Origin of the sequence: Bacillus sp. FSL M8-0077 (assembly GCF_038050255.1) — a bacterium.
Classification (GTDB): domain Bacteria; phylum Bacillota; class Bacilli; order Bacillales; family Bacillaceae; genus Bacillus; species Bacillus altitudinis.
In genome coordinates, this window is sequence record NZ_JBBPAF010000001.1 from 1,238,035 (window position 1) to 1,258,882 (window position 20,848).

29 protein-coding genes are annotated in these 20,848 nt (G+C 38.5%); 28 read left to right on the forward strand and 1 reads right to left on the reverse strand.

Features of this window, described 5'->3' with window-relative positions; genetic code table 11:
- The first annotated feature begins 9 nt into the window (after nt 1-9).
- The 26 genes from NST57_RS06275 to NST57_RS06400 all read left to right on the forward strand — a co-directional run bounded on the left by NST57_RS06275 (nt 10) and on the right by NST57_RS06400 (nt 19,643).
- Nucleotides 10-1,275, forward strand: coding sequence for a putative phage abortive infection protein (locus NST57_RS06275; protein ID WP_341298259.1), 1,266 nt, complete (start codon nt 10-12; stop codon nt 1,273-1,275).
- 21 nt (nt 1,276-1,296) lie between these two features.
- A complete protein-coding gene (locus NST57_RS06280) occupies nt 1,297-1,683 on the forward strand; it encodes an ArpU family phage packaging/lysis transcriptional regulator (protein WP_445818815.1) in 387 nt (128 codons plus the stop codon).
- Between the two features lie 100 nt (nt 1,684-1,783).
- Nucleotides 1,784-2,752, forward strand: a complete 969-nt coding sequence (locus NST57_RS06285; RefSeq protein WP_341298261.1) for an HNH endonuclease signature motif containing protein — start codon at nt 1,784-1,786, stop codon at nt 2,750-2,752.
- A gap of 11 nt (nt 2,753-2,763) precedes the next feature.
- Complete coding sequence (locus NST57_RS06290) at nt 2,764-3,249, forward strand: SMI1/KNR4 family protein (protein WP_341298262.1); 486 nt, start codon at nt 2,764-2,766, stop codon at nt 3,247-3,249.
- Nucleotides 3,250-3,729: 480 nt separating this feature from the next.
- The gene (locus tag NST57_RS06295) at nt 3,730-3,912 is read left to right on the forward strand and encodes a hypothetical protein (RefSeq protein ID WP_341298263.1); all 183 of its coding nucleotides are present in this window, start codon (nt 3,730-3,732) and stop codon (nt 3,910-3,912) included.
- A 91-nt stretch (nt 3,913-4,003) separates the two neighbouring features.
- Nucleotides 4,004-4,348 (forward strand): structural protein, encoded by a 345-nt coding sequence (locus NST57_RS06300; RefSeq protein ID WP_341298264.1) that lies wholly within the window; start codon nt 4,004-4,006, stop codon nt 4,346-4,348.
- 228 nt (nt 4,349-4,576) lie between these two features.
- Nucleotides 4,577-5,584, forward strand: coding sequence for a hypothetical protein (locus NST57_RS06305; protein WP_341298265.1), 1,008 nt, complete (start codon nt 4,577-4,579; stop codon nt 5,582-5,584).
- Between the two features lie 169 nt (nt 5,585-5,753).
- Entirely contained in the window at nt 5,754-6,152 is a 399-nt protein-coding gene (locus NST57_RS06310) for a hypothetical protein (RefSeq protein WP_341298266.1), read from the forward strand.
- Between the two features lie 172 nt (nt 6,153-6,324).
- Nucleotides 6,325-6,651 (forward strand): hypothetical protein, encoded by a 327-nt coding sequence (locus tag NST57_RS06315; protein ID WP_341298267.1) that lies wholly within the window; start codon nt 6,325-6,327, stop codon nt 6,649-6,651.
- A gap of 83 nt (nt 6,652-6,734) precedes the next feature.
- Complete coding sequence (gene terS, locus NST57_RS06320) at nt 6,735-7,478, forward strand: phage terminase small subunit (protein WP_341298268.1); 744 nt, start codon at nt 6,735-6,737, stop codon at nt 7,476-7,478.
- Nucleotides 7,478-8,773, forward strand: coding sequence for a PBSX family phage terminase large subunit (locus NST57_RS06325; protein WP_341298269.1), 1,296 nt, complete (start codon nt 7,478-7,480; stop codon nt 8,771-8,773). The genes terS and NST57_RS06325 overlap by 1 nt, the downstream gene beginning before the upstream one ends.
- Nucleotides 8,773-10,293 carry a phage portal protein gene (locus NST57_RS06330; RefSeq protein ID WP_226803717.1) on the forward strand — a complete coding sequence of 507 codons (1,521 nt, stop codon included), beginning with the start codon at nt 8,773-8,775 and terminating at the stop codon, nt 10,291-10,293. Before NST57_RS06325 ends, NST57_RS06330 begins: the two co-directional genes overlap by 1 nt.
- Nucleotides 10,290-11,204: a phage minor head protein gene (locus NST57_RS06335; RefSeq protein ID WP_226803716.1), complete on the forward strand. Its 915-nt coding sequence runs from the start codon at nt 10,290-10,292 to the stop codon at nt 11,202-11,204. Before NST57_RS06330 ends, NST57_RS06335 begins: the two co-directional genes overlap by 4 nt.
- A gap of 90 nt (nt 11,205-11,294) precedes the next feature.
- On the forward strand, nt 11,295-12,374 hold the full coding sequence (locus NST57_RS06340; protein ID WP_226803715.1) for a hypothetical protein: 1,080 nt from the start codon (nt 11,295-11,297) through the stop codon (nt 12,372-12,374).
- 23 nt (nt 12,375-12,397) lie between these two features.
- A complete protein-coding gene (locus tag NST57_RS06345) occupies nt 12,398-12,583 on the forward strand; it encodes a hypothetical protein (protein ID WP_135009293.1) in 186 nt (61 codons plus the stop codon).
- 5 nt (nt 12,584-12,588) lie between these two features.
- The gene (locus NST57_RS06350; RefSeq protein ID WP_226803714.1) at nt 12,589-13,374 is read left to right on the forward strand and encodes a hypothetical protein; all 786 of its coding nucleotides are present in this window, start codon (nt 12,589-12,591) and stop codon (nt 13,372-13,374) included.
- A 33-nt stretch (nt 13,375-13,407) separates the two neighbouring features.
- A complete protein-coding gene (locus NST57_RS06355) occupies nt 13,408-14,568 on the forward strand; it encodes an XkdF-like putative serine protease domain-containing protein (protein WP_226803713.1) in 1,161 nt (386 codons plus the stop codon).
- A 22-nt stretch (nt 14,569-14,590) separates the two neighbouring features.
- Complete coding sequence (locus tag NST57_RS06360) at nt 14,591-15,520, forward strand: phage major capsid protein (protein WP_226803712.1); 930 nt, start codon at nt 14,591-14,593, stop codon at nt 15,518-15,520.
- Between the two features lie 5 nt (nt 15,521-15,525).
- Nucleotides 15,526-15,927 (forward strand): YqbF domain-containing protein, encoded by a 402-nt coding sequence (locus NST57_RS06365; protein ID WP_226803711.1) that lies wholly within the window; start codon nt 15,526-15,528, stop codon nt 15,925-15,927.
- Nucleotides 15,928-15,932: 5 nt separating this feature from the next.
- Nucleotides 15,933-16,325, forward strand: a complete 393-nt coding sequence (gene yqbG, locus NST57_RS06370; RefSeq protein ID WP_224558622.1) for a protein YqbG — start codon at nt 15,933-15,935, stop codon at nt 16,323-16,325.
- Nucleotides 16,322-16,678 (forward strand): DUF3599 family protein, encoded by a 357-nt coding sequence (locus tag NST57_RS06375; protein ID WP_226803710.1) that lies wholly within the window; start codon nt 16,322-16,324, stop codon nt 16,676-16,678. Before yqbG ends, NST57_RS06375 begins: the two co-directional genes overlap by 4 nt.
- The gene (locus tag NST57_RS06380) at nt 16,675-17,181 is read left to right on the forward strand and encodes an HK97 gp10 family phage protein (protein WP_226803709.1); all 507 of its coding nucleotides are present in this window, start codon (nt 16,675-16,677) and stop codon (nt 17,179-17,181) included. Before NST57_RS06375 ends, NST57_RS06380 begins: the two co-directional genes overlap by 4 nt.
- Before the next feature lie 4 nt (nt 17,182-17,185).
- Complete coding sequence (locus tag NST57_RS06385) at nt 17,186-17,641, forward strand: DUF6838 family protein (RefSeq protein ID WP_341298270.1); 456 nt, start codon at nt 17,186-17,188, stop codon at nt 17,639-17,641.
- Nucleotides 17,634-17,849 carry a hypothetical protein gene (locus tag NST57_RS06390; RefSeq protein WP_341299191.1) on the forward strand — a complete coding sequence of 72 codons (216 nt, stop codon included), beginning with the start codon at nt 17,634-17,636 and terminating at the stop codon, nt 17,847-17,849. The genes NST57_RS06385 and NST57_RS06390 overlap by 8 nt, the downstream gene beginning before the upstream one ends.
- A gap of 2 nt (nt 17,850-17,851) precedes the next feature.
- Nucleotides 17,852-19,198: a phage tail sheath family protein gene (locus tag NST57_RS06395; RefSeq protein WP_226803707.1), complete on the forward strand. Its 1,347-nt coding sequence runs from the start codon at nt 17,852-17,854 to the stop codon at nt 19,196-19,198.
- Between the two features lies 1 nt (nt 19,199).
- Complete coding sequence (locus NST57_RS06400) at nt 19,200-19,643, forward strand: phage tail tube protein (protein WP_106039776.1); 444 nt, start codon at nt 19,200-19,202, stop codon at nt 19,641-19,643.
- A gap of 337 nt (nt 19,644-19,980) precedes the next feature.
- Here the strand turns inward: NST57_RS06400 and NST57_RS06405 are convergent, their stop codons facing one another.
- Complete coding sequence (locus NST57_RS06405) at nt 19,981-20,070, reverse strand: putative holin-like toxin (protein WP_074041930.1); 90 nt, start codon at nt 20,068-20,070, stop codon at nt 19,981-19,983.
- A gap of 150 nt (nt 20,071-20,220) precedes the next feature.
- Between NST57_RS06405 and NST57_RS06410 the strand changes: the two genes are divergently transcribed.
- Both NST57_RS06410 and NST57_RS06415 read left to right on the forward strand, forming a co-directional pair.
- Nucleotides 20,221-20,670: a phage tail assembly chaperone gene (locus NST57_RS06410; protein ID WP_106039777.1), complete on the forward strand. Its 450-nt coding sequence runs from the start codon at nt 20,221-20,223 to the stop codon at nt 20,668-20,670.
- Between the two features lie 23 nt (nt 20,671-20,693).
- A complete protein-coding gene (locus NST57_RS06415; RefSeq protein WP_226803705.1) occupies nt 20,694-20,846 on the forward strand; it encodes a hypothetical protein in 153 nt (50 codons plus the stop codon).
- Nucleotides 20,847-20,848 lie beyond the last annotated feature (2 nt).

Below are 20,848 nucleotides of genomic sequence, written 5' to 3' on the forward strand. Positions count from 1 at the left end.
TTTTGGATGATGGGAGATAATTTAATGAAAGAATCGTTTAAATTTAAAGAAAACAAATGGACATTTTTTGGATGGAGTGTGATTGGACTAGCAATATTAGCCCCTACCTTTTTATTATTATTTAGGGATTCAATTGTAATAGATTTTAATAATTTAGGTCCAATAGGAGATTTTTTTGGTGGAACAACTGTTGGCTTATTAACATTAGCAAGTATGTTGTTTGTTATTTCCAGTATTTCGATGCAAAAGAAGCAATTGGGTATGCAACAAGAGGAACTTAAAATGCAGAGAGAAGAACTAGCTAAAACGAGAGAAGAGTTTGAGCTTACAAACAGGACATTAACTAAACAACAATTCGAGAGTACTTTTTTTAATATGATTAATCTACATCATAACTTACTGAAAGATTTAGAAGGAGGTCGTAAACATATAAGTGTAATGTATGAAAACCTTTATCCAGAATATAAATTTGCAGTAAGCAAGCATTGGGAAGGAAAACTACACTCACTAAGAAAGGTTGATCCGGATAGACTTTTTGATTTTTTAGAATCGATGTTTTGGTTTGACAAAAGTCATAATCTTTTTTTAGAAGAGTTTGAAAAAATGCTTAGAAATGATGTCCATAATACAATAACTTGGGATGATGAACTTATAAAAAATATGCAAAGAAGCTCTTTGGATGCTGTATGCAAAGACGAAAATTTTAAGAAAGAACTAGATATAAAACTTAAAAGAGATATAAACAGCCTAATAGAAAAGTATGCAAATGATCACCAAATACGTTTATTTTTTAAAGAAAGGCATAAAAACCTTTCTATATCAGCATATTCAAGACATGCTTTTAAGTTAGAGGAAATTTACAATGATTTAAAAGATGATTGGTCAATTTTTCTACTAAATAAAACTAGAGAGCAAACTTTACTGAACCCTTGGTTTTCCCTTAAAAGAAAGGCTTATGAAAAAATGTATAAAGAAATGGAGGAGGAAATAGGACATTATTATAGGAATCTTTATCGAATTATGAAGTTTATACACGATGAACAATTTAGCAATAATTCGAAAGAAAATGAACTAGAAAAAAAGAAATATAGAGGTATACTAAGAGCACAGCTTTCTTCAATGGAATTATTAATGTTGTTTTATAATGTTGTCTATTCAGAAAAAGGAGAGAAATTTAAAGATATCTTAAAGGGTACTAATTTTTTTGATGATCATTTAATAGAGTCTAATTTTCTATGGGCAAATGATAAAGAAGAGTTAGCCGCTTTAAAATAGATGTGATATGCGTGGTGAATAATCTTGACTGTTGAAGTACTTCACCTTTTACCAGAGGTAAATGAAAAGCAGGTCCGTCAGACATTAATAAATGAATTGAATCTTTATAAAGCATTAAAAGTTAAACAAGAGAACTTAGATGAGCAAAAAGCAAATGGCATCTTAACTTTGTTTCCAAGATTAAAAGATCAAAATGTTTGTTCGGAGCTCAAGGTGCGGCAAATAGAAAGAGCACTAGAGTACAGCTTGGATGAAATTGAACAAGACATTATTCGTATGAAGTACCTTAATTCACGAATGGTTAAAGATCTTGAGGTATGCGAAGAACTAGGATTAAAGAAAGATCGATATTACAAATTGAAAAAGCAAGCTACGTTTAAACTTTCGACAGCACTCGGAATTATATGAGTGCTGTTTTTGTATATATGGTATTTTAGGATCATTTATAAATAGATACATATATTGTATATTGGATTTGTTGTAAATAAATTGGAAAAGGAGTATCAGAATGAAGAAATTAGCTTATTCGATTTTCTTTATGGTTTTTCTGTTGGCGGCATGGTTATGGACAAGTGATGTTGAAGCTAGTCAATCAAAGGACGGTATCAAAACATACAAAGAGACACATGTACTAGAAGTTGACGAAAATGGACATGCAAAAGAAATACAGAGTAAATCTGATATTATTGATCAAGCAAGACAACAATTTAAAAACCAACCTCATGATCCACCTCAAAGAAATATGCCACAGGGTGACACCGTAGTGCTGCAACCATCCACCAAGAATAAGAATACTAATAAAACTCCAGACGCAAATACTAAAGTCGCAAACACAATTGTCATCGATACATTGTTTAAGTTAGATCAATCGAAAAAGTCAATTACTCATAGTTCTACAATTCGTAGCATGATAGGCAAATCGAAGCCGGTTATTGTAATTGTAGGTAGCACTCTATTTGTAGGAGATAATTATGCGGGGAAATATAACGCAATTTCAACTTATACTAAAGAATTTACAGGTTCTCAGATAAAAGTTGGTGCTACAAAATCTAAAACGTATAAGATGGTTGCAACGAAATTTGTGTACAAATCCGATATACTGACAGCCGGTTGGGTCGGAAGTGCCCCAGGTACTAAACAGAGTACAACTGAAACATATTTAGTTAATAAAAATGCTTATCAATATCCGCAAATTCATAATAGTCATAGTGGTAAATCATTGCCGGCACCAACAAAAGCAAATATGAAATGGTATAAGCCTGAAGATAGAGTTAAGAGAGATAAGGATATCCGTAATAAATATATCAGATGGTATATTGGTAAATACGGCGATCCTAAATGGAATTGGTCTGATTTAGACGTTCACCATGTTATTCCTTTAGAATATGGTGGAGATAATAAAATGGGTAATTTATATGGACTTACAAGAACGATACATCAACAAGATGTTTCTCCTTGGTGGAGAGGATATAGATAGAAGGTGAAAGATTGAGTAGGATCATGCAAATATTAGAAAAGCTTGAAAATCAATTAGATGAGAAGAACATCATCAAATTCTCGGTAGATGGTGAAGTCTATGAAAAGTGCTGTACCTTCAACGCCCCAGCCGATCAAGAAAATATAAAACAATTTGAAAAGAAACATCACGCATTGCCTGACGATCTCAAAGAGTTTTTATGTCTACATAATGGAGCAAGAATATTTGAAGACATAGTTTTTGGGAACAAGGTGGGTGGAGGATTACACGTTTTCAGTTTAGAAGAAATCGAATCCGAGTTGTCTAATGATTTTTTTGATCAGGTTGATGGAATAGCTATTGCCGCTCTTTTTGAAGGGTGCTACTTGATACTAAATAAGGAAAATCCCAACCTTTATCTATTTGAAGACGGTTTAGAGTATAGGCTGCTTGATGTAGATTTTGAAACTTTCCTTCAGAAGTATATTGATTCTGAAGGCGATGCGTTTTGGGAATAATAGAACCAAAGTGTCCATGTTTATGGGCACTTTTTTTATTTGCCTTGCCGAGAAAAAACCGAAAAAAAGCCGACAAAAAGGGGGATAAAAAGGGGACCTTTTTTCCTAAGTGGATCATCGTATGATAGAGACAAGCAAAACGAACGTGAATATTTTGTCCAGAAGGAAGAACCTGCGGACGCTGATCATTGAGCACTTTAAGTGCCTTGATTGGTGTCCGCTTTTTTTATTGGGAGACGCGTCTTTCCCTTATCAATGGCGTATCTGGATACGGAACAAAGGTGTTGAGGAATGTGGCCATGCGAGAGGGACATTCTGAGCCTGGATAGCAGCTGGTCTGCGGCGGCCGTATCGAGGACAGTTTTTCATTTTATTTGATGATTGACTGTACTTGGCATCCTCTCGGAGTGTAGTCATCATTTCAAAATCTATTTAAGCGAATAGCGTAAGGTGGTGCTTATTCGGCAAGGAGCGAGTGAAATGAAGATCAGAGATTCTTTATCTGTAGAAACAACGAAGCAATTAAATCGCATTGCTCCTGGTTCTAATCGAAAGAAGAAGAGCAATGCTGATCCGATAACAAAGCGAGATTGGGAAGAAATCATGGGAACGAGACGCGAAACGTATCAAAGACAAGGCGGCCGTATCCGCAGGAAACGATGATTTGATGGGAACAGTCGTCTTTTGGGTGTATGGCTGCACGTGCTTTGGTGAGGGATAGGAGCGCAAAAATATAAAAAGGGAGATGATAAGCATGGCATCAAAATTTGGTGTATCTGCTAATCCAAAAAAAGCGAATCATATTTTAGGAAAGGAGAAGGTTGTGGTTGTTGCGATCCAGAATCACAATGATTACATTTGTGGACCAAACCTTATTCCGCAACGTAAAGTTGATGGTAAATGGGTCACAATCAAAACGAATTCACCTAACCCGCTGAACCCAGCAGAGAAACAGTACGATGAATTCGACATCAAGGGATCACTTGATAACAAGAAAGGCACGTATCGATTTAGAGTTGATGTAGAACGTTACGACAAACATGGCAACTATGTTGAAACTGTTGGTACGTTCTACACATCTGAATTTTACGTTAGATAAACGTACTATCTTGTTCTAAATATTAAATAATCACCTCCGATATAAATTTAGAGGTGATTATTTAATCAAACAAAAAATTGGCTTTGATTTGATAATAGACCTGAAATCGTATTTGCAATAAGTTGAAATTCATACATAATTAGGACTGATAAATAATGCTGAACGATTGGGTGAGGGCTCAAGAATTAACAGTATTATTGGTTTAAATAAGATTTTAAGGAGATTAAAATGCTATATTATTTCACAGCCAGTGATAAAGCAGCACAAAAACATTTTTATGATACTATCCAAAATCCTTATCATATTAAACCCTTTTTGAATTTAATTGATGTGGATGTTGCAGAGAAACTAAAAGACCACGAGTTAGCAGAGTATGTTCATATGTGGGGTTCAACACCTGGAACAAGTAATATAAAGCGTTGGAGTAAGTTAAAAGAAGGTGATAAAGTTTTAGCTTATTCTAAGGGTATTTTCTATTATTATGGTACGATCTTTGCAAAAACTCGGAATTCAACATTGGCAGAGAAAGTATGGGGTAAAGACAAACATAATCAGACATATGAATATATTTATTTTATTAAAGATCTTAAGTCAGTAAATTTTGAAACGAAAAAATTTGCTCGATTTTTTGGTTATAAGCAGAATTTTACTCCACAAGGATTCAGTAATATTAGAGAAGATTTGCTTAATATAAAATTAAATAAATATCAAGATTTAGATGAATTGATTAATGACCTTAATAGCAACTTTTTACTTCCAGAAGAGGATGAACTGGTTGACAGTTATCAGGAAGCCTTAGATTCTAATTATTCTGATGTTATAGTTGAACCAGAAGATACTCCACATTCAAGAAAAAAACCTCAAAAAGTAAATGGAAAGCAAGTTTGGCCTAGAAATTCAAAGTTTGCTAAAGCAGCAATAAAAAAAGCTGATTTCAAATGTGAAATTGATAACTCTCATCAGACCTTCTTATCTGAAACGAGCAAAGAACCATTTATGGAAGCACATCATTTAGTTCCAATGCATATGCAACATGAATTTGAAGTTAGCTTAGATAGAACATGTAACATTGTTTCTTTATGCCCGACCTGTCATAGGAGAATTCATCATGCTAATTCGAAAGATAAGAAATTGCTCTTAGAGCATTTATTTAACTCAAGACAAGGTGAATTAAAGTTAGTTGGTATAAATATTGAACTTGATTATCTACTTAACTCTTATAACATCATTAGTTAGGGGTAATTTAAAAGAAGCTATACTTAAGTCATGCGCTGTTTTTAAAGGCAGGATGGGGATGAATAATTTTCCCTCGTCACCACAAATTAATATATTTTCACTTGCTCTTGAGAGCTGAAATAAAAAAACTCTCCCCTTCTGCCGATAAAAAGGAGGGAGGTGAATATTAATGTGGAAGACGAAATTATTTAAACAGATAGAACAAGAATATAGTTATATCGAATTGAACAGTGTTAATAAAGCATACGAATTTATAATAAAAAAGTTTAATGAAGAGTTGCTTAAACCAATAAATAGCATACATCCAGAATATGCTGATATCAACATAGTGGATGAAAATAAAACTGAGTTACATATTGGTGAAAAATTGTTAATTATTCGATCTAACAAGGAATTTAAAGTCATTGAATTCACATTTAATAACAATCGTATTAAAGTTTCATTTAAATCTGATAATTATGGAATTGTACAAAATATATCAGAAATTAAAGAACTTGATAATGATATGAAATATTTCAATAAGCACTATGTAGAAAAAGTATTTGAATATGTTTTTTCTGTAGCCTAAGGCATCCTCCGGGGTGCTTTTTTTGTTCCCTGTAAAATGCTTCCGATAAGTCTTTACACCAAGCATCGGCTTAAAGATAGAGTGCGGCGGCAGCAGTTTAGAGCGAATGAAAAAGTTTTGTATAAACAAAAAAGAAATAGCAATAATAAATTTTGAATAGGAGGTGTTAGAAATGGAATGCCAACCAAATAATGATCCTCAGCTTTTACGAGATAACGGAAATCAACCTATTATAAAACAGGTTGAAAATATATATCTACGATACCCTCATGAGCAAAATGATAAAGTGCCAGAGGCATGTAGACAAGCTGCTGAAGGAGAGGCAAAAAAATTAATTGATGCCTACAATACTTTTCTTACTCCAAAAGTGGGATTGCACCATGTGCATGTAACGAATTTCTCTGGCCAAACGCATACAACCGTGGATCCATGGACCAATATAAGTCATTGGGAATGGAAGGGAAGTTGTGAATTCGAAACATTTGTAACTTGTAACTAATTAAAACTAAGAAGAGCCTCTTTGAAGGTTCTTCTTTTTATTTTTACAAAACAACACAAAGAAAGGAGTGGCGGTGATGTGACATGGCAAGGGCAAGAAATCCGAATCGAGACAAAGCATTTCAGTTGTGGAAGGAAAGTGACGGAAGACGCTTATTAAAAGACATTGCAGAAGAATTAGGAGTCACTGCAAACACAATTAGAAAGTGGAAAGCGAACGACAAATGGGATGAAGAATTGAAAGGTAGCGCTCCGAGTGAGAAAAGGAGCGTTCCTATTCGTGGTGCTCCAAAAGGGAACAAAAACGCTGTAGGGAATAGCGGCGGTGCTCCTGCAAGAAATCAAAACGCAAAGACACACGGCTTTTACTCAAAGCACATGCCAGCTGAAGCGTTTGAGATCATGCAGGACATTCAAAAGTTTTCACCCGTTGATCTGCTGTGGGAACAAATACAGATTCAATTCATCGCTATTGTGCGAGCGCAGAAAATAATGTTTGTTGAAAACAAAGACGAAATGATCAAAGAGTTGAAAAAGAAAAAATCAGTCGTTTCAGATTCTACTGATATTGAGGAAGTAGAATACGAGTTTCAATTTGCTTGGGATCGTCATGCTACATTCCTAAACGCTCAATCTCGTGCAATGGCAGAGCTCAGGAGTTTGATAAAACAGTTTGAGGGGTTAGCGCATGAGAAAGACGAAAGACGGCTTAAATTGAAGCAGATGAGGCTTAATATTGATAGGACAAAAGCTGAAGTGGAACATCTTACAAATAATAAAGAAGATTCAACGTTTGAAATCATTATTAAGGATAAGGGGGATCGTTGATGGAAAAAGAAGTGAACCCCCACTTTAGAAAATTTCTTTTTGACTGGGATCAGAAGTTTCAATTCCTAGTGGGTGGTTACGGTTCATCTAAGAGCTATCACATTGCCCTGAAGCTCATTCTGAAGCTGCTAGATGAAAAGCGAACCGCTCTTGTGATTCGTGAAGTCTATGACACACATAGAGATTCCACTTTCTCTTTATTTGAAGAGATCGTGAATGACCTTGGACTCGATCATGTCATTCAGTGCCGGACATCACCGCTCATGCTTAAGTTTCACAACGGCAGCCGGATCATCTTCAAAGGGTTGGACAAGCCAGCCAAATTAAAGTCGATTAACAACATCTCGATCATATGGATTGAGGAATGTTCCGAGGTTAAGTATGAGGGATTCAAGGAGCTGCTTGGTCGTTTGCGTCATCCAACGCTGCAACTACACATGATCCTATCGACGAATCCTGTCGGGCAGGATAATTGGACATATCGTCACTTCTTTAAGGATGATCAGAACAATCGCTTCATCCTGGATGATGAAAGATTATACAAAGAGCGAACGATCGCTATCAACGATACGTACTATCATCATTCTACAGCTGAAGACAACTTATTCCTTCCGGTCAGCTATATTAAGCAGCTGGACGAACTAAAGGAATACGATCCCGACCTTTATCGAATAGCCCGAAAAGGTCATTTTGGCATTAACGGTATTCGTGTTCTTCCTCAATTCGAGGTACAGCCACATGAAGATGTGATGCTGGCCATCTCAAAGATCAATCGGCCTTTGCTTAGAGCGGGAATGGACTTTGGTTTCGTAGAGTCATATAACGCTTTGATCCGATTGGCCGTCGATCATGAGAAGAAATATCTATACATCTATTGGGAGTATTACGATCGTGGCAAGACTGATGATGTCACAGTTGAGGACTTGAAAGAGTTCGTCGAAACAAAAGAGCTGATCAAGGCTGATAATGAACAGAAGACAATCGCATATTTCCGCAAGATGGGATACAACATGGTGGCCGCTCATAAGTTCCAGGGATCACGCTTGCAGTACACCAAGAAGATCAAGCGGTTTAAGAAAATCATTTGTTCCGACTCATGCAAAAACACGATCTATGAACTTCAGCCGCTCACGTACAAGACAGACAAGCGCGGCAATATCATAGAGGACGAGTTTCTGATTGACCCTCATACTTTTTCAGCCATTTGGTATGCGTTAGATGATTATGAGGTAACGGACCTGAAAGAGAAACCAAAAGAGCGGACACGCCCGAACAGAGAAAGGAGGTCACGCTGATGAAAACGGTCAGAGCAACAGTGATGAAAGCAAATGTGTCTGAAACCACTAAGCAGATTTATGAGGATGGATTTAATTACGAGGCTGATGATGTGATCGAGCCGCCATACAATATCAAAGAGCTCAAACAAATGGCCGAGTATTCTACCATTCTTCAGCAATGCATCGATGCTTATAAAACGAATATTCTAGGTTTCGGCTTAGGAATCGAGTATACTTTCGATTTCAACGCAGAGAACGCACCGAAAGAAAAGAAAGCTGCAGCTGAGAAAGAATGGACCCAACTTGAAGAGTTCGCCAGATATATGAACTATGATGAGTCAGCCGAAGTGGTTCTTGGTTATGTAATAGAAGACCGAGAGAAAACAGGTAATGGATTTGTGGAAGTGCTTCGAGAAGGAACAGGAAAGCCTGCAGGCATTGAATATCTGGATGCACAATACTTACGTGTTTGTAAGCTGGGTGATCCCGTTGAGATCGACTTTAAATATACAGATCATGGTGAAGTTAAGACCATGAAAAGAATGAAGCGGTTCAGAAAGTATGTTCAGAAAATCAACACAAAAAAAGTTTTCTTCAAGGAGTACGGCGATCCAAGGACAATGAACGCTGCTACGGGAGAATATAGCGAAAAAACTCCCCCTGAACTTGTAGCAAGCGAAGTCATTCACTTCAAGATTGGCAGCGATACATATGGTGTTCCTCGTTGGATTGGTAACATCGTTAATATGTATGGAGCGCGCAAAGCTGAAGAGCTGAACTATCTGTACTTTAAACAAGGGCGGCATGTGCCGGCTGCAATTACTGTAGAGAATGGGATGCTTTCTGAATCCTCATATGAACAGCTTCAGGAATACATGAACGGCATTGAGGGTTCAGACAATGCACATAAGTTCCTGTTACTTGAAGTTGAAGGGATTCCAAAGAAGGATGAAATATCGAACGATGAAGAGCCGGCTAATGTAAAGGTGGATATAAAATCACTGGCCGAGATTCTCCAGGAGGATGCGCTGTTCCTTGAATATGATGAGAAAACGAGAAACAAGATACGTTCCTCATTCCGTCTGCCGCCAATCTACACAGGCGAATCACAGGACTATAACAAGGCGACAGCTGACACTGCTCGTAAGACAACTGAAGAGCAGGTATTTCAGCCGGAGAGAATGATCATCACTGGCAAGCTCAATACACTCTTCCTTCCTGATCTCGATCTCTGGCATGTGCGACTCATATTAAATGGTCCTGATTTTCGTGATCCGCTCGAAATTGCAAAGGTTCTTACACCGTTTATTCAAGCAGGAGCGGTTTCACCGAATGACCTGCGTGATCTGGCTGGCCGTATTCTTGGTAAGACACTTGAAGAATGGCCAGAGGAAGAATATCACCGACCAATTGAAGCGAAGCCAAAGGCATCAACTAGCTTGCTTGATACGATTCTTCAAAAGTCTGCGGGTTCCCAGGAAGATCTGATCCATCTCTTAAAAGATGTTAGGGATGAACTAGAGGAGATCCGCAAATGAGCAAGGTGGCTCAGCTGATAAAAAACATCAATACCTTTGTGCAAAAAGCGGAGGCAGATGAGGTCAAGGAACTCAAAGCGGCGGTGGCTGATTTCCCCGAACTGCAAGACATTCCCTCTTTGGTAGAAGAGTACGAGAAAACCACCGCAAAACTTCTCAGATTGCAACGCAGGACGTTTTTAAATGCTCTGAATGGTTTTATATCCAAGGACGATTCGGAAACGTTAGAATCAATTCTAGCGTTCTTTCAAAATGACTTGTTTGCAGCTGACGAATTTGGGGAGCTGTTTGGAAAAGAAACGGCCATATTTTTGACATTGACCGTCACGCAGCTGGCCGAGAAGATTATGCATTCCATTGATGCAGATATTCCGTTCAAGGTGTTATCTGAAAGAACCGCAGAGTGGATTGAATCGTGGTCGCAGGAGTTGGCTCAGCTGATGCAGCTGAATACTCATACAGCCATTGAGCAAACGCTGAAAGAAGGTATAAAAGAAGGCCGCTCTATTCAAGAAATTGAATTGGAGCTGAAGGACCTTCCTGAATTCAGCCGCAAGCGCGCACGTGTGACAGCTGTAACTGAGGTGTTGACCGCTTCTTCCGTCGCTCAACATGAATCCTATGTCCAATCCCCAGCGGTTACGGGGAAGAAGTGGAAGCACAGCGGCGGGAAAAAGAATCAGTCGAGAGAAAGTCACGTGCAGCTAGATGGAACTATCATCCCGCTTGATGAAGAGTTTGAGATACCAGGCAGCGGAGAGCGGTGCATGTTTCCGAGAGATACACAGCTCACGCCAAAAGAGCGAGTAAATTGTCATTGTGCGGTTGGTCCTGTGGTTGATCCTGTTATTCTAGGATTGTCAGCTGAGGAAAAAGAAGAGATTAGAATGAAAGCTCTCAAAAAATATTAACAGATTATTTAAATGGTTCTTTTTGGTTTATTTGTTGTATAATGTTGGCATGTGAAAATTGGATAATACTTTTTTGGAGGAGAATGTAAAATGCTAGACCTATTTACCTTAAAACATGCCATGAGAAAATCGAATAAACATGATTTAACGGAACTTGCAGCTCAGTATAGACCTGATAGAAGAATTGCTCCTAATGAAACTAGAATAGAATTAATTGAAGATTTAGCATCAAGAATTCCTGAAAGAGATAGGGAAGAAATTATTTATAATAAGTTTGGTATTCCTAAAACAAGATATGTCGGCTATATAGGGATTATTGAGGAGCGGAATTTTAGTGAAGATCAAATTAGAGAGAATATTGACGATTATAACATTACTCGTGATTACAACAATGAGATACCAGAATTTGAGGCACAGACAAAGTATCAGTTGGAATTAAAAAGATATGAAGATGAAGAGCTATCAATCTATTATAGAAGGATTGTTAAAAAGCCCGAATATGATTTTGAAGAAATGAGATCAAAGGTTATTACTTATCCAACCCATGTTAGAATCTTAATAAAAAGAGCATCTGGTATTGTCACTGTCTTCACTGGTGATAAAGATTTAGCTAATGAAGCACTAAGTGCTCTAACTATTGTGTTCCAAAAAACTATTAAGCCATTAGATTCTAACTTATCAGGAATAACCGATGCAGATAGAGGAAGTTTTTCAGTGCATACCGTAAAATTTTTAGATTATATATATCATGGTTTATCTCAGGTAGGAAGAGTTGGAGTAATAAATCATATTGAGTTGGAAACCAATAAAGGTGATGAAATTCCGCAAACAGTAACTGTGAAAGGAGGAAATGATTTAATTGATGATAGATCTGTTTGTGAATATCTATTTATATACGGTAGAGAGTTAGTGGGTATAAAATTAAACTTGTTTATAACCCTAAATGATGAAGAACACAAAGTCTCTGTTCAAATTGGTATTCGAAATGGAAAAACAAAGGTTGGAATAATTAAAGAAAAATTCACTATGCAACAAATTAAATATTTTTATGAAACAATTGAAAATAATATATTTATAAATATTAAAGAATATGGGTTAATCGATTTAGAAGGAACTAAAGAAATTCTAGAGAAAATTCGTAACAGGGCACCAAGGGAAATATTAGGATAGTTTGAACGAAAGGAGTGTAGGAAGTGGCTTTGAAATATGGAGAATTTGATTTGTTGGATGAGACTGTAAATAATATTTTGAATACAAATGCACTTCTAATTATCTTAAATAAAAAAGGATTCATAACTAGTGATGAATTTATTCAAGCTAAGGAAGAAGCAATAGCAGATTTTAAAAATGATTTTCCTACATTAACGAAAAAAAGGTAGCCATTATGGAAGAAGTGTTAGATTTTATTAAACAACCAATTGTAACAAGTATAATCACTAGTTCAATTGTTACATTGATCGTTCAAACTTTAATTAAAGAGTTTTTCGCGAATTCTTTTAGAAAGAGTTTTGAAAAATATAAAGAACAACTAACAATACATGCTGAGAATAGAAAATTAGATTTTGACAGAAAATTACATGATTTCAGTCTGTATTCTAATAGGAGACATGAGATATATCCTGAAATCTATAAAAGGATATTTGAAATTAACAAAACTCTTCAAACTTATGAAGAAAAAGTTAAACTAAATAACCAAACAATTAAACAACCAGAGGATATTTTAGTTTATTACGATATTATTGGTATAGATCTCACGCCTGAAACTGTTGAAAAAATTCAAAAAAAATGTGATGAAAAATGGGCTGTAGATATAGCAATTTGTTTATTGCAAGTAAGTAGGTTAGTTAAAAATCAGCTTGCTGTGGAATTGAGAAAATATATTGAGGATTCATACAATTTTTTCTCTCATAACATGCTATTTCTATCTGATAATGTTAATACGAAAATTGATTATTTATTTGATTTGTTTGCAGAAGAGTTTGATAAAAGACAAGCAAATGCTTCGGCAACACAGGTAGAAGCAATACAAATCATTGATGAGAAGATAATTGAGTTAAAAGAATCATTATCTTCAGAGTTAAAACGTGGGGATTATGTAGAGTCTGTTGAATCAGAAAAAAATGAAAGTTTGTTTAAAAAGTTTTTAAACAAATTTAAAAGGAGCTATTAAAGCTTCTTTTTTTTATGAAAGGAGGTGAATGAATTGCCACGAGAATTGATAAATGCAAAAATCACGCACGTTTCATACGTGGATAAGGCTGCTAATCAAAAGCAGTTCTTTTTTATGAAGTCAGAAAAACAGCCAGACTTTCAAAAAGAGATCAAGGTTATTGCGAAGGCTGATGATGTGCAGCGTCTTGTGTACGGTATTGTATACGAACCCAACGTAGCTGATGCACATGGGGATTACATGACACCAGAAGAAATTGAAAAAGCCGCTCATGGTTTCCTGAAGGATGCACGTGAGATCGATAAGCAACATGATTTCCAAGGCGGTGTTGGGGAAGTCGTTGAATCGTACATTGCTCCGTCTGACTTTGAAATGGGCGGTGAGGTTATCAAGAAAGGATCGTGGGTTCTTGTGACAAAGGCTTCCGATGAAATTTGGGAACAGATTCAAAAGGGCGAGATCACCGGATATTCAATGGCCGGAACAGCAGACATAGGAAAACAAGAGCGTGAGCCAGCTTCTGAAGAGAAGGGGCTTTTTTCTTTGCTCAAAAACTTCTTTTTATCAAAAGGAGAAGTAAAGAACCGATACGACAAAGGCCGCATGCGTCGTGAGTTTTGGGCGGCACAAGATGCATTAAATTCCGTTTTGTTTAAATGGGATTCTTACGACGATGAAGACTTGGAGACTGATCCTGACAAGGTTAGATCAGCACTGGAAGACTTTGTGGAAATCACACAAGAGATATTGCTTACTGATGACTTGGCTGGGATCCAAACTGATCGACCTGAAGCTGTCGCAAAAGCTGGCCGAAAGTTTTCAGCTGCTAATTTAACTGAATTGAAAAATGCAAGAGCCGCTATCGACAATCTGTTGAGTCAAGCGGAAGAGAAGAAGGAGGAAGAAGACGTGAACAAAGAAGATTTGCAAAAGATGCTAGATGACACAATTGCACCGGTTGTAAAGCGTCTGGATGACCTTGAAAAAGGCGAAGGCGAGCAGCAACCTGATCCGCAAGAAAAACAAATTGATGAAGAGGTCGCAAAAGAAATGGCCGCAGCTGTAGAAAAGGCATTGGCTCCAGTTGTTGAAAGAGTCGAAGCCCTTGAAAAAGCACGTCCGCAAGGTAATGGAGTAGTAGATCAACAACAAGACTTACAAAAATCTGAAACGGTATGGGGCGGCTTGCTTTAAGCCGAAAAAAGGAGGAACTAGAGTGAGAAATCAAGAGGTAATTAACAAAGCGGAAGTGACGCTTGGTACATTAAAGACAGGCGGTCTCATGAATCCAACGCAAGCATCTACATTTATTCGTATGGTGCAAAACACACCAACCCTGCTGCAAGATGCACGTGTCATTCCAATGGACAGCGATTCGCAAAAGATCGAAAAAATCGGTTTTGGCCAACGTATCTTGCGTGCAGGAGAAGAAGGCAAAGCGCTTGATGCAAAAGACCGTGTTGCGCCAACAACAAGCACTGTTCAGCTAACTGCAAAAGAAGTGATCGCTGAAGTAAACATCACATATGACACGCTTGAAAATAACATCGAGGGTGATAATTTACAGAATACCATCATGCAAATGTTGGCGGAACGAGCGGCAGTAGACATTGAAGAGTTGATCCTAAACGGTGATACAAAATCTGAGGATACTTACCTTGCTCAACTTGATGGTATCCGCAAACAAGCGGAATCTCATATCGTAGATGTAGCTGGTGAACCACTTACACGCCAAGTATTCAAACAAGGATACAAAGCTGTTCCATCTAAATATTTGCGTATTCCACAAGAATTCCGTTTTTATACGTCTCCTGGCCAAGAAGTCGAGTGGAAGGACAAAGTGGCAGATCGTCAAACGAATCTAGGGGATGCAGCTGTACAAGGTGGACTTTCTTCCGCATTCGGTGTGCCGGTCAAAGGTATTGCAAACATGCAGCCATATGGAATGGGAGAGGACGGCACAGATGTTTCGGACATTTTATTGACTCATCCAAAAAACATCATCCTTGGCTTCTCACGCAATATTCGCATTGAGGTTGAAAAGGATATCCGCAGACGTAAATTTATTATTGTCCTCACAGCGAAGCTCGACAGCAAATTTGAGGAAGAGGATGCTGTTGCTAAGATCATCAAGGTCAAGGAGTGATCGATATGTATACAGCTGAATTGATCAAGGGAAAGACATACTCTGTGATGGGGCATGTCTTTCATTTAAATCAGGAGAAAGAGATTGAGAAAAAGGTTTTTCAATATCTCGATGGCAATGACTTTTTCGCTTGTAAGGAAGTAAAACCTCCTGCTGATGATCTGAAAACAGATGATCAATCAAAAGAAGATGTAGAGCCTGCGAAAGAGGAAGAACCAAAAGAGGAAGAAGAACCGACATCAGAAGTAAAAATCTACACTGAAACAGAACTGAAGGGCATGAACAAAACTGAACAAGAAGCCATTGTTATTGATCTTGGCGGCGATCCGACTCAGCTCAAAGATAAGAGTGAAAGAATTGCCTTCATCCTTGAGCATCAACAGAAACAAGAAAAAACAGGAGAGTAAGGCTGATGCTGATCTCTCCTGAAGATGTTAGGGCATATACAGTCTTTGAATCTGTTAAAAACCGCTCAGATGAACTATTGGAAAGTGACATCATCGAGGCTGAAGCTGAGGTATTTAAGATCGTAGGTCATGATTTCACAAGTGAAAAATATCAGCCACTTCCTGAAAAGGCGAAGATCGCATTGATTAAAATGGCGCAGTTCTTCGCGTTGATCAACGGTGATGAATCAATCATCAAAGGGTATAAGTCAGAAAAGATTGGCGACTACTCTTACACACTGGCAGACGGGAACGCCGTTACAAAGCCAGATGTGTATAACCTGTTGATAGATTTCATTGAGCCAATTGATCCACCGGAAGATCCGGCAAGTGTAAGAATGAGGTTGAGATCGCTATGAGCTATCAATCGTTATTAACGGATCGATGCGATATATATCACTTGCAAACAGAGCAGCTGTCAAAAGATCGCTATGGAATACCTGTCCAAGATGCGCAGCCGCTCTTTTCATATCCTGATGAGCCTGATCAAGTTGCGCAGCCATGTTATTTTACGGAGAAAAACCAATCCATCACACAGCAGGAGCCAAACGCAACCATTCATCAATCGTACCTTGTTCATTTTCCCGTTACCGCCGATATTCGCCTAAATGACAAAGTGGTATGGGAAGGTGTGACATTGAAACTCCAAAAGCCCAGACGGATCAAAAGTCATCACATTGAGGTGGTAGCGATGAGGAGTGAAAGCCTATGAGGATTGATGGTCTTGATCAATTCATAGAGGACTTGAATGCGGCTGTTGATGGCGGCTTGCAAGCTGAATATGAAGAGTGGCTTGAAGGAATGGGCTATGAGTTCTTAGATATTGTTCAAGATGAAATTATCCGTACAAAAACGGTGGATGCTCGCCGTTTGCTCAACTCATTCCAAAAAGGCGACCAAGAAAACGTCTTTTCAATGAGTAGCGGTGGTCTCACCCTAGATGTTGGGACCAACTTGGAATACGCATCATACACAAACGATGGTCACTTTACGATTGATCCCTCCAAGAATCAGGACAGACGTTGGGTTCCTGGCAGGTGGGTAGGCGACCGCTTTGAATATGATCCAAACGCTGAAACAGGTATGCTCTTGAAATTTCAATGGGTTGAGGGGAGCGGCTATTGGGACAATGCGTTGGCTATCTTTGAACAGATGTTTGAACAATCATTGGACCGCAAGCTGCAGCAATGGATTGATCAACAATTCGGGCGGTGATTAGATGAATCAAGAAGTCGGCGCCATCATGAATTATTGTTATAAGCGGTTTCCTGTGAAAGTCTACGAAAAGGAAATTCCTGAACAATTTCAAGTCCCATCGATGTACTTTCCTGCCGCATGGGTCAATACAAGAAACGATACTGTTTCAACGTTTCTTAAAACCTACACGCTGCATATTAAAGTGTTTCACAAGGAATCGGGGCAGGCTCATGATGCAGCTGAATCGATTGTAGATGCCTTGTCAGCTGATCGGAATATCATTCAGATGGTCAGTGAAGAAGGTGAACCGCTTGATGATTATGTTCGCATTAAGAGGGCAGAAACTAGGAATGGTGATCAAGGTGTGGCAACAATTGTCCTCACATGGGATAGTGCCTATTGGTACAACCGAGACGCGCAGCCAAGCCTAGACGACATAAATTTTTCAGATGGGGTGATAAAAAGTGGCCATGAATAAAAGCGAGCTGGTGAAAGAAGAGAAAGCCGCTCCGGTTCTTCCTAAAGAAGCAGCATTTTCATTTGAAGCCTTGAAAGAGCACAGCAAGGAATTGTTTGGCGTAAAGCCTGAAATCCTTGAAGGTGCTCTTTTTTATATCAAAGATCAACCAATTACAAAAACAGAAGCAAAGAAGCAGATTGATGCTTTTTTGTCTAAGGAGGTTTAAGCATGAATGGAGGTACTTTTACACCAGGTACAGAGAAAAAGCGTCCTGGTATCTACTTCAATTTTAAAACCACAGCACAGCAACGTATCACGCTAGGTAATCGCGGCACCGTTGCACTTCCGATTACGATGAGTTGGGGAGAGCCTAAGACGTTCATCTCCATTTCAGGAATCGAGGACTTAAATAAAAAAGTCGGATTAAACATCGATGACAAGTCACTGCTTCTTTTCCGAGAAGCGAAGAAAAAAGCACAAACAGTTCTTTTATATCGATTGAATGAGGGCGAACCTGCAAAGGCTCAGATCAGCGAGGATTTTAACGTTCTTGCCAATTATGGCGGGCAAAAAGGTAATGAGGTCACGATCCAAGTCACTGAAAACGTATTGGACAGCTCCAAGCGTGATGTGGTGACTTACGTGGGTACAGACATTGTTGATAAACAGGTTGTCACTGATGTCAAAGAGCTGCAGCAAAATAAATACGTTCAATTTTCAGGTGAAGGTGAAGTGACAATCACAGCTGGCGTAACACTAAGCGGTGGAAAAAACGGTGTGCCAAGTGTGGCAGATTACACCGCATTCCTTGAAGCTGCTGAAACAGAATACTTTGACGTAATCGCGCTGCCTAATAACACTAGCGAGCAGTTAAAAGCGACATTTGTGGCCTTCGTCAAGCGGCTGCGTGATGACCAAGGGCGTAAGGTCCAAGGTGTTTTACCGAACTACGTAGCTGATCATGAAGGTATCATCAATGTCACAAGTGGGGTTCTGTTAGAAGACGGTACAAAAATCACACCAGCCAGAGCTACTGCGTGGGTTGCCGGTGCATCAGCAGGCGCAAACTTCAATCAGTCACTGACCTTTGTGGAATATGAAGGGGCTGTGGACACGTTAGAGCGTCTTGATAATGATCAAGTCGAATACCGTTTATCACAAGGTGAATTCTTGTTTACGTTTGATGCGCGTGATCGCACAGTGAGCGTTGAGAAGGACATCAACTCTCTAACAAGCTATACAACGGAGAAAAACAAGACATTCGGGAAAAACAAAATTATCCGAGTGCTCGATGCGATCAACAACGATCTCACTCGTGAATTGAAGAATCTGATTAAATTACGCAAAGCCAACGGAAATGACATTCCGGCATCTGATGATGGTTTGCAGCTGGTGAAAACACTCATCACGCAATATCTCACGCAGCTCCAAGATGGATCTGGAATCACTGGCTTTGACTCTGAGACCGACATCATGATCGCTTTAAATGAAGATCGTGACGGTTTCTTGATTGATCTAGCTGTTCAACCTGTTGATGCAGCTGAAAAATTCTATTTCAATGTAGAGGTGAAATAAGATGGCTTTTAAAGCGCAGAATACCATTTCAGGTAAGGAAGGACGCTTATTCCTCGATGGTGAGGAAATGGCGTTCATTAAAACGTTTGAAGCGAACGTGGAGAAAAACAAATCAGAGGTCAATGTCATGGGCCGTCGTATGACCGGTCACAAGACAACAGGAGCAAAAGGAACAGGAACGGCAACATTTTATAAAGTGACGTCCCGTTTCGTTCAATTAATGCTCAACTATGTGAAGAAAGGGGAAGATCCTTACTTTACAATGCAAGCAGTTTTGGATGACAAATCATCCACCCGCGGCACAGAGCGTGTCACATTGTTTGATGTGAACTTTGATTCTGCAAAGATCGCAGGGCTTGATGTGGATTCAGAAGCGTTAGAAGAAGAGGTTCCTTTCACGTTTGAGGACTTTGATCTTCCTGAAAAGCTGAAGGATTCTTTTTAATGGAATTGGCATATAGTAAAGGGTAGATCCTCTAAGACAGTGTAACTAGCTGCTCTTTAATTGAGTAACTGGTTATTGTGAATAAATTAGAATTTCACTGTATAGAATATTATCGAAGGACATTCTGGTTTTAAGTTTCTTGGGACAAATTTGATATAATTGAAAGTGCTTGATATACTGTTATCAAAGGATGTATTAGTTATACACCAATACACAAAAAAGCCAGGATGTTGGAGCATCCCGGCAATGTACAATGAGGCCCTCAAGGGGCTGGCTTATCAATCTGATAGTATTAAGGATAGACTTTCCCTTTTACCTACCACAGCTCAAGGGGAGTCTATTTTTTATTTATATACGTCAACAAAGCAAGGATAAACATCCCGAATAAAAGCATTAGGGAAATCGCTTGGAACGTTGACATGAGCATCACCCCCTTCCTATCGGGGATGAGCCAGACACCCTTGAGCAAGCCGTTCAATTGTACGAATTATATTATACATGAAAAGATTGGAAAGCACATTCAAAAAATGGATGTGCTTTTTTGCATTCAAAAAACAAATCAAAGGGAGTTTTTAACATGAGCGAAAAACAAACAAACAACGTATATGATCTTTCATTCTTTATGCCAGGACAAACAGCAGATGCGGAAGAAGTCAAATCCAATATCTCAAAGCGTTTCGTTGATAAAGAAGGTAAAGTGATTCCATTCGTATTCAAAGCGATCACAACAGAGCGCATCGATGAACTGGAGAAAGAAAACACGACTTTCAAAAATGTTAAAGGTCGTGGACGTGTGAAAGACTTGGATTCCCAACGTTTCTATGCACGTATCGCGGTTGAATCAACCATTTACCCAGACTTCAAATCAAAAGAATTGCGTGAGGCATACAACACACAAGATCCAGTCGAAGTGGCAAAGCGTGTCCTTTCTGTCGGCGGTGAATATGCGAACTGGTTAAACAAAGCCATTGAAGTCAACGGGTTTGAAGATGAAATTGAAGACTTAGAAACAGAAGCAAAAAACTAATAAAGGACGGGAACAAAGAGGCTGTGTATTTGTATTACTGCATGCATGAGCTTCATTATTCCCCGTCCCAGCTTTTAGAGGTTTATAAAGCGCAAAGGCCATTCAAGGCCTTTTTGTTTGGGTTAATAGCCCACAAACTTGAAGTGTTAGAAAAAGAATCAAAGAAAGGGGGATAAGA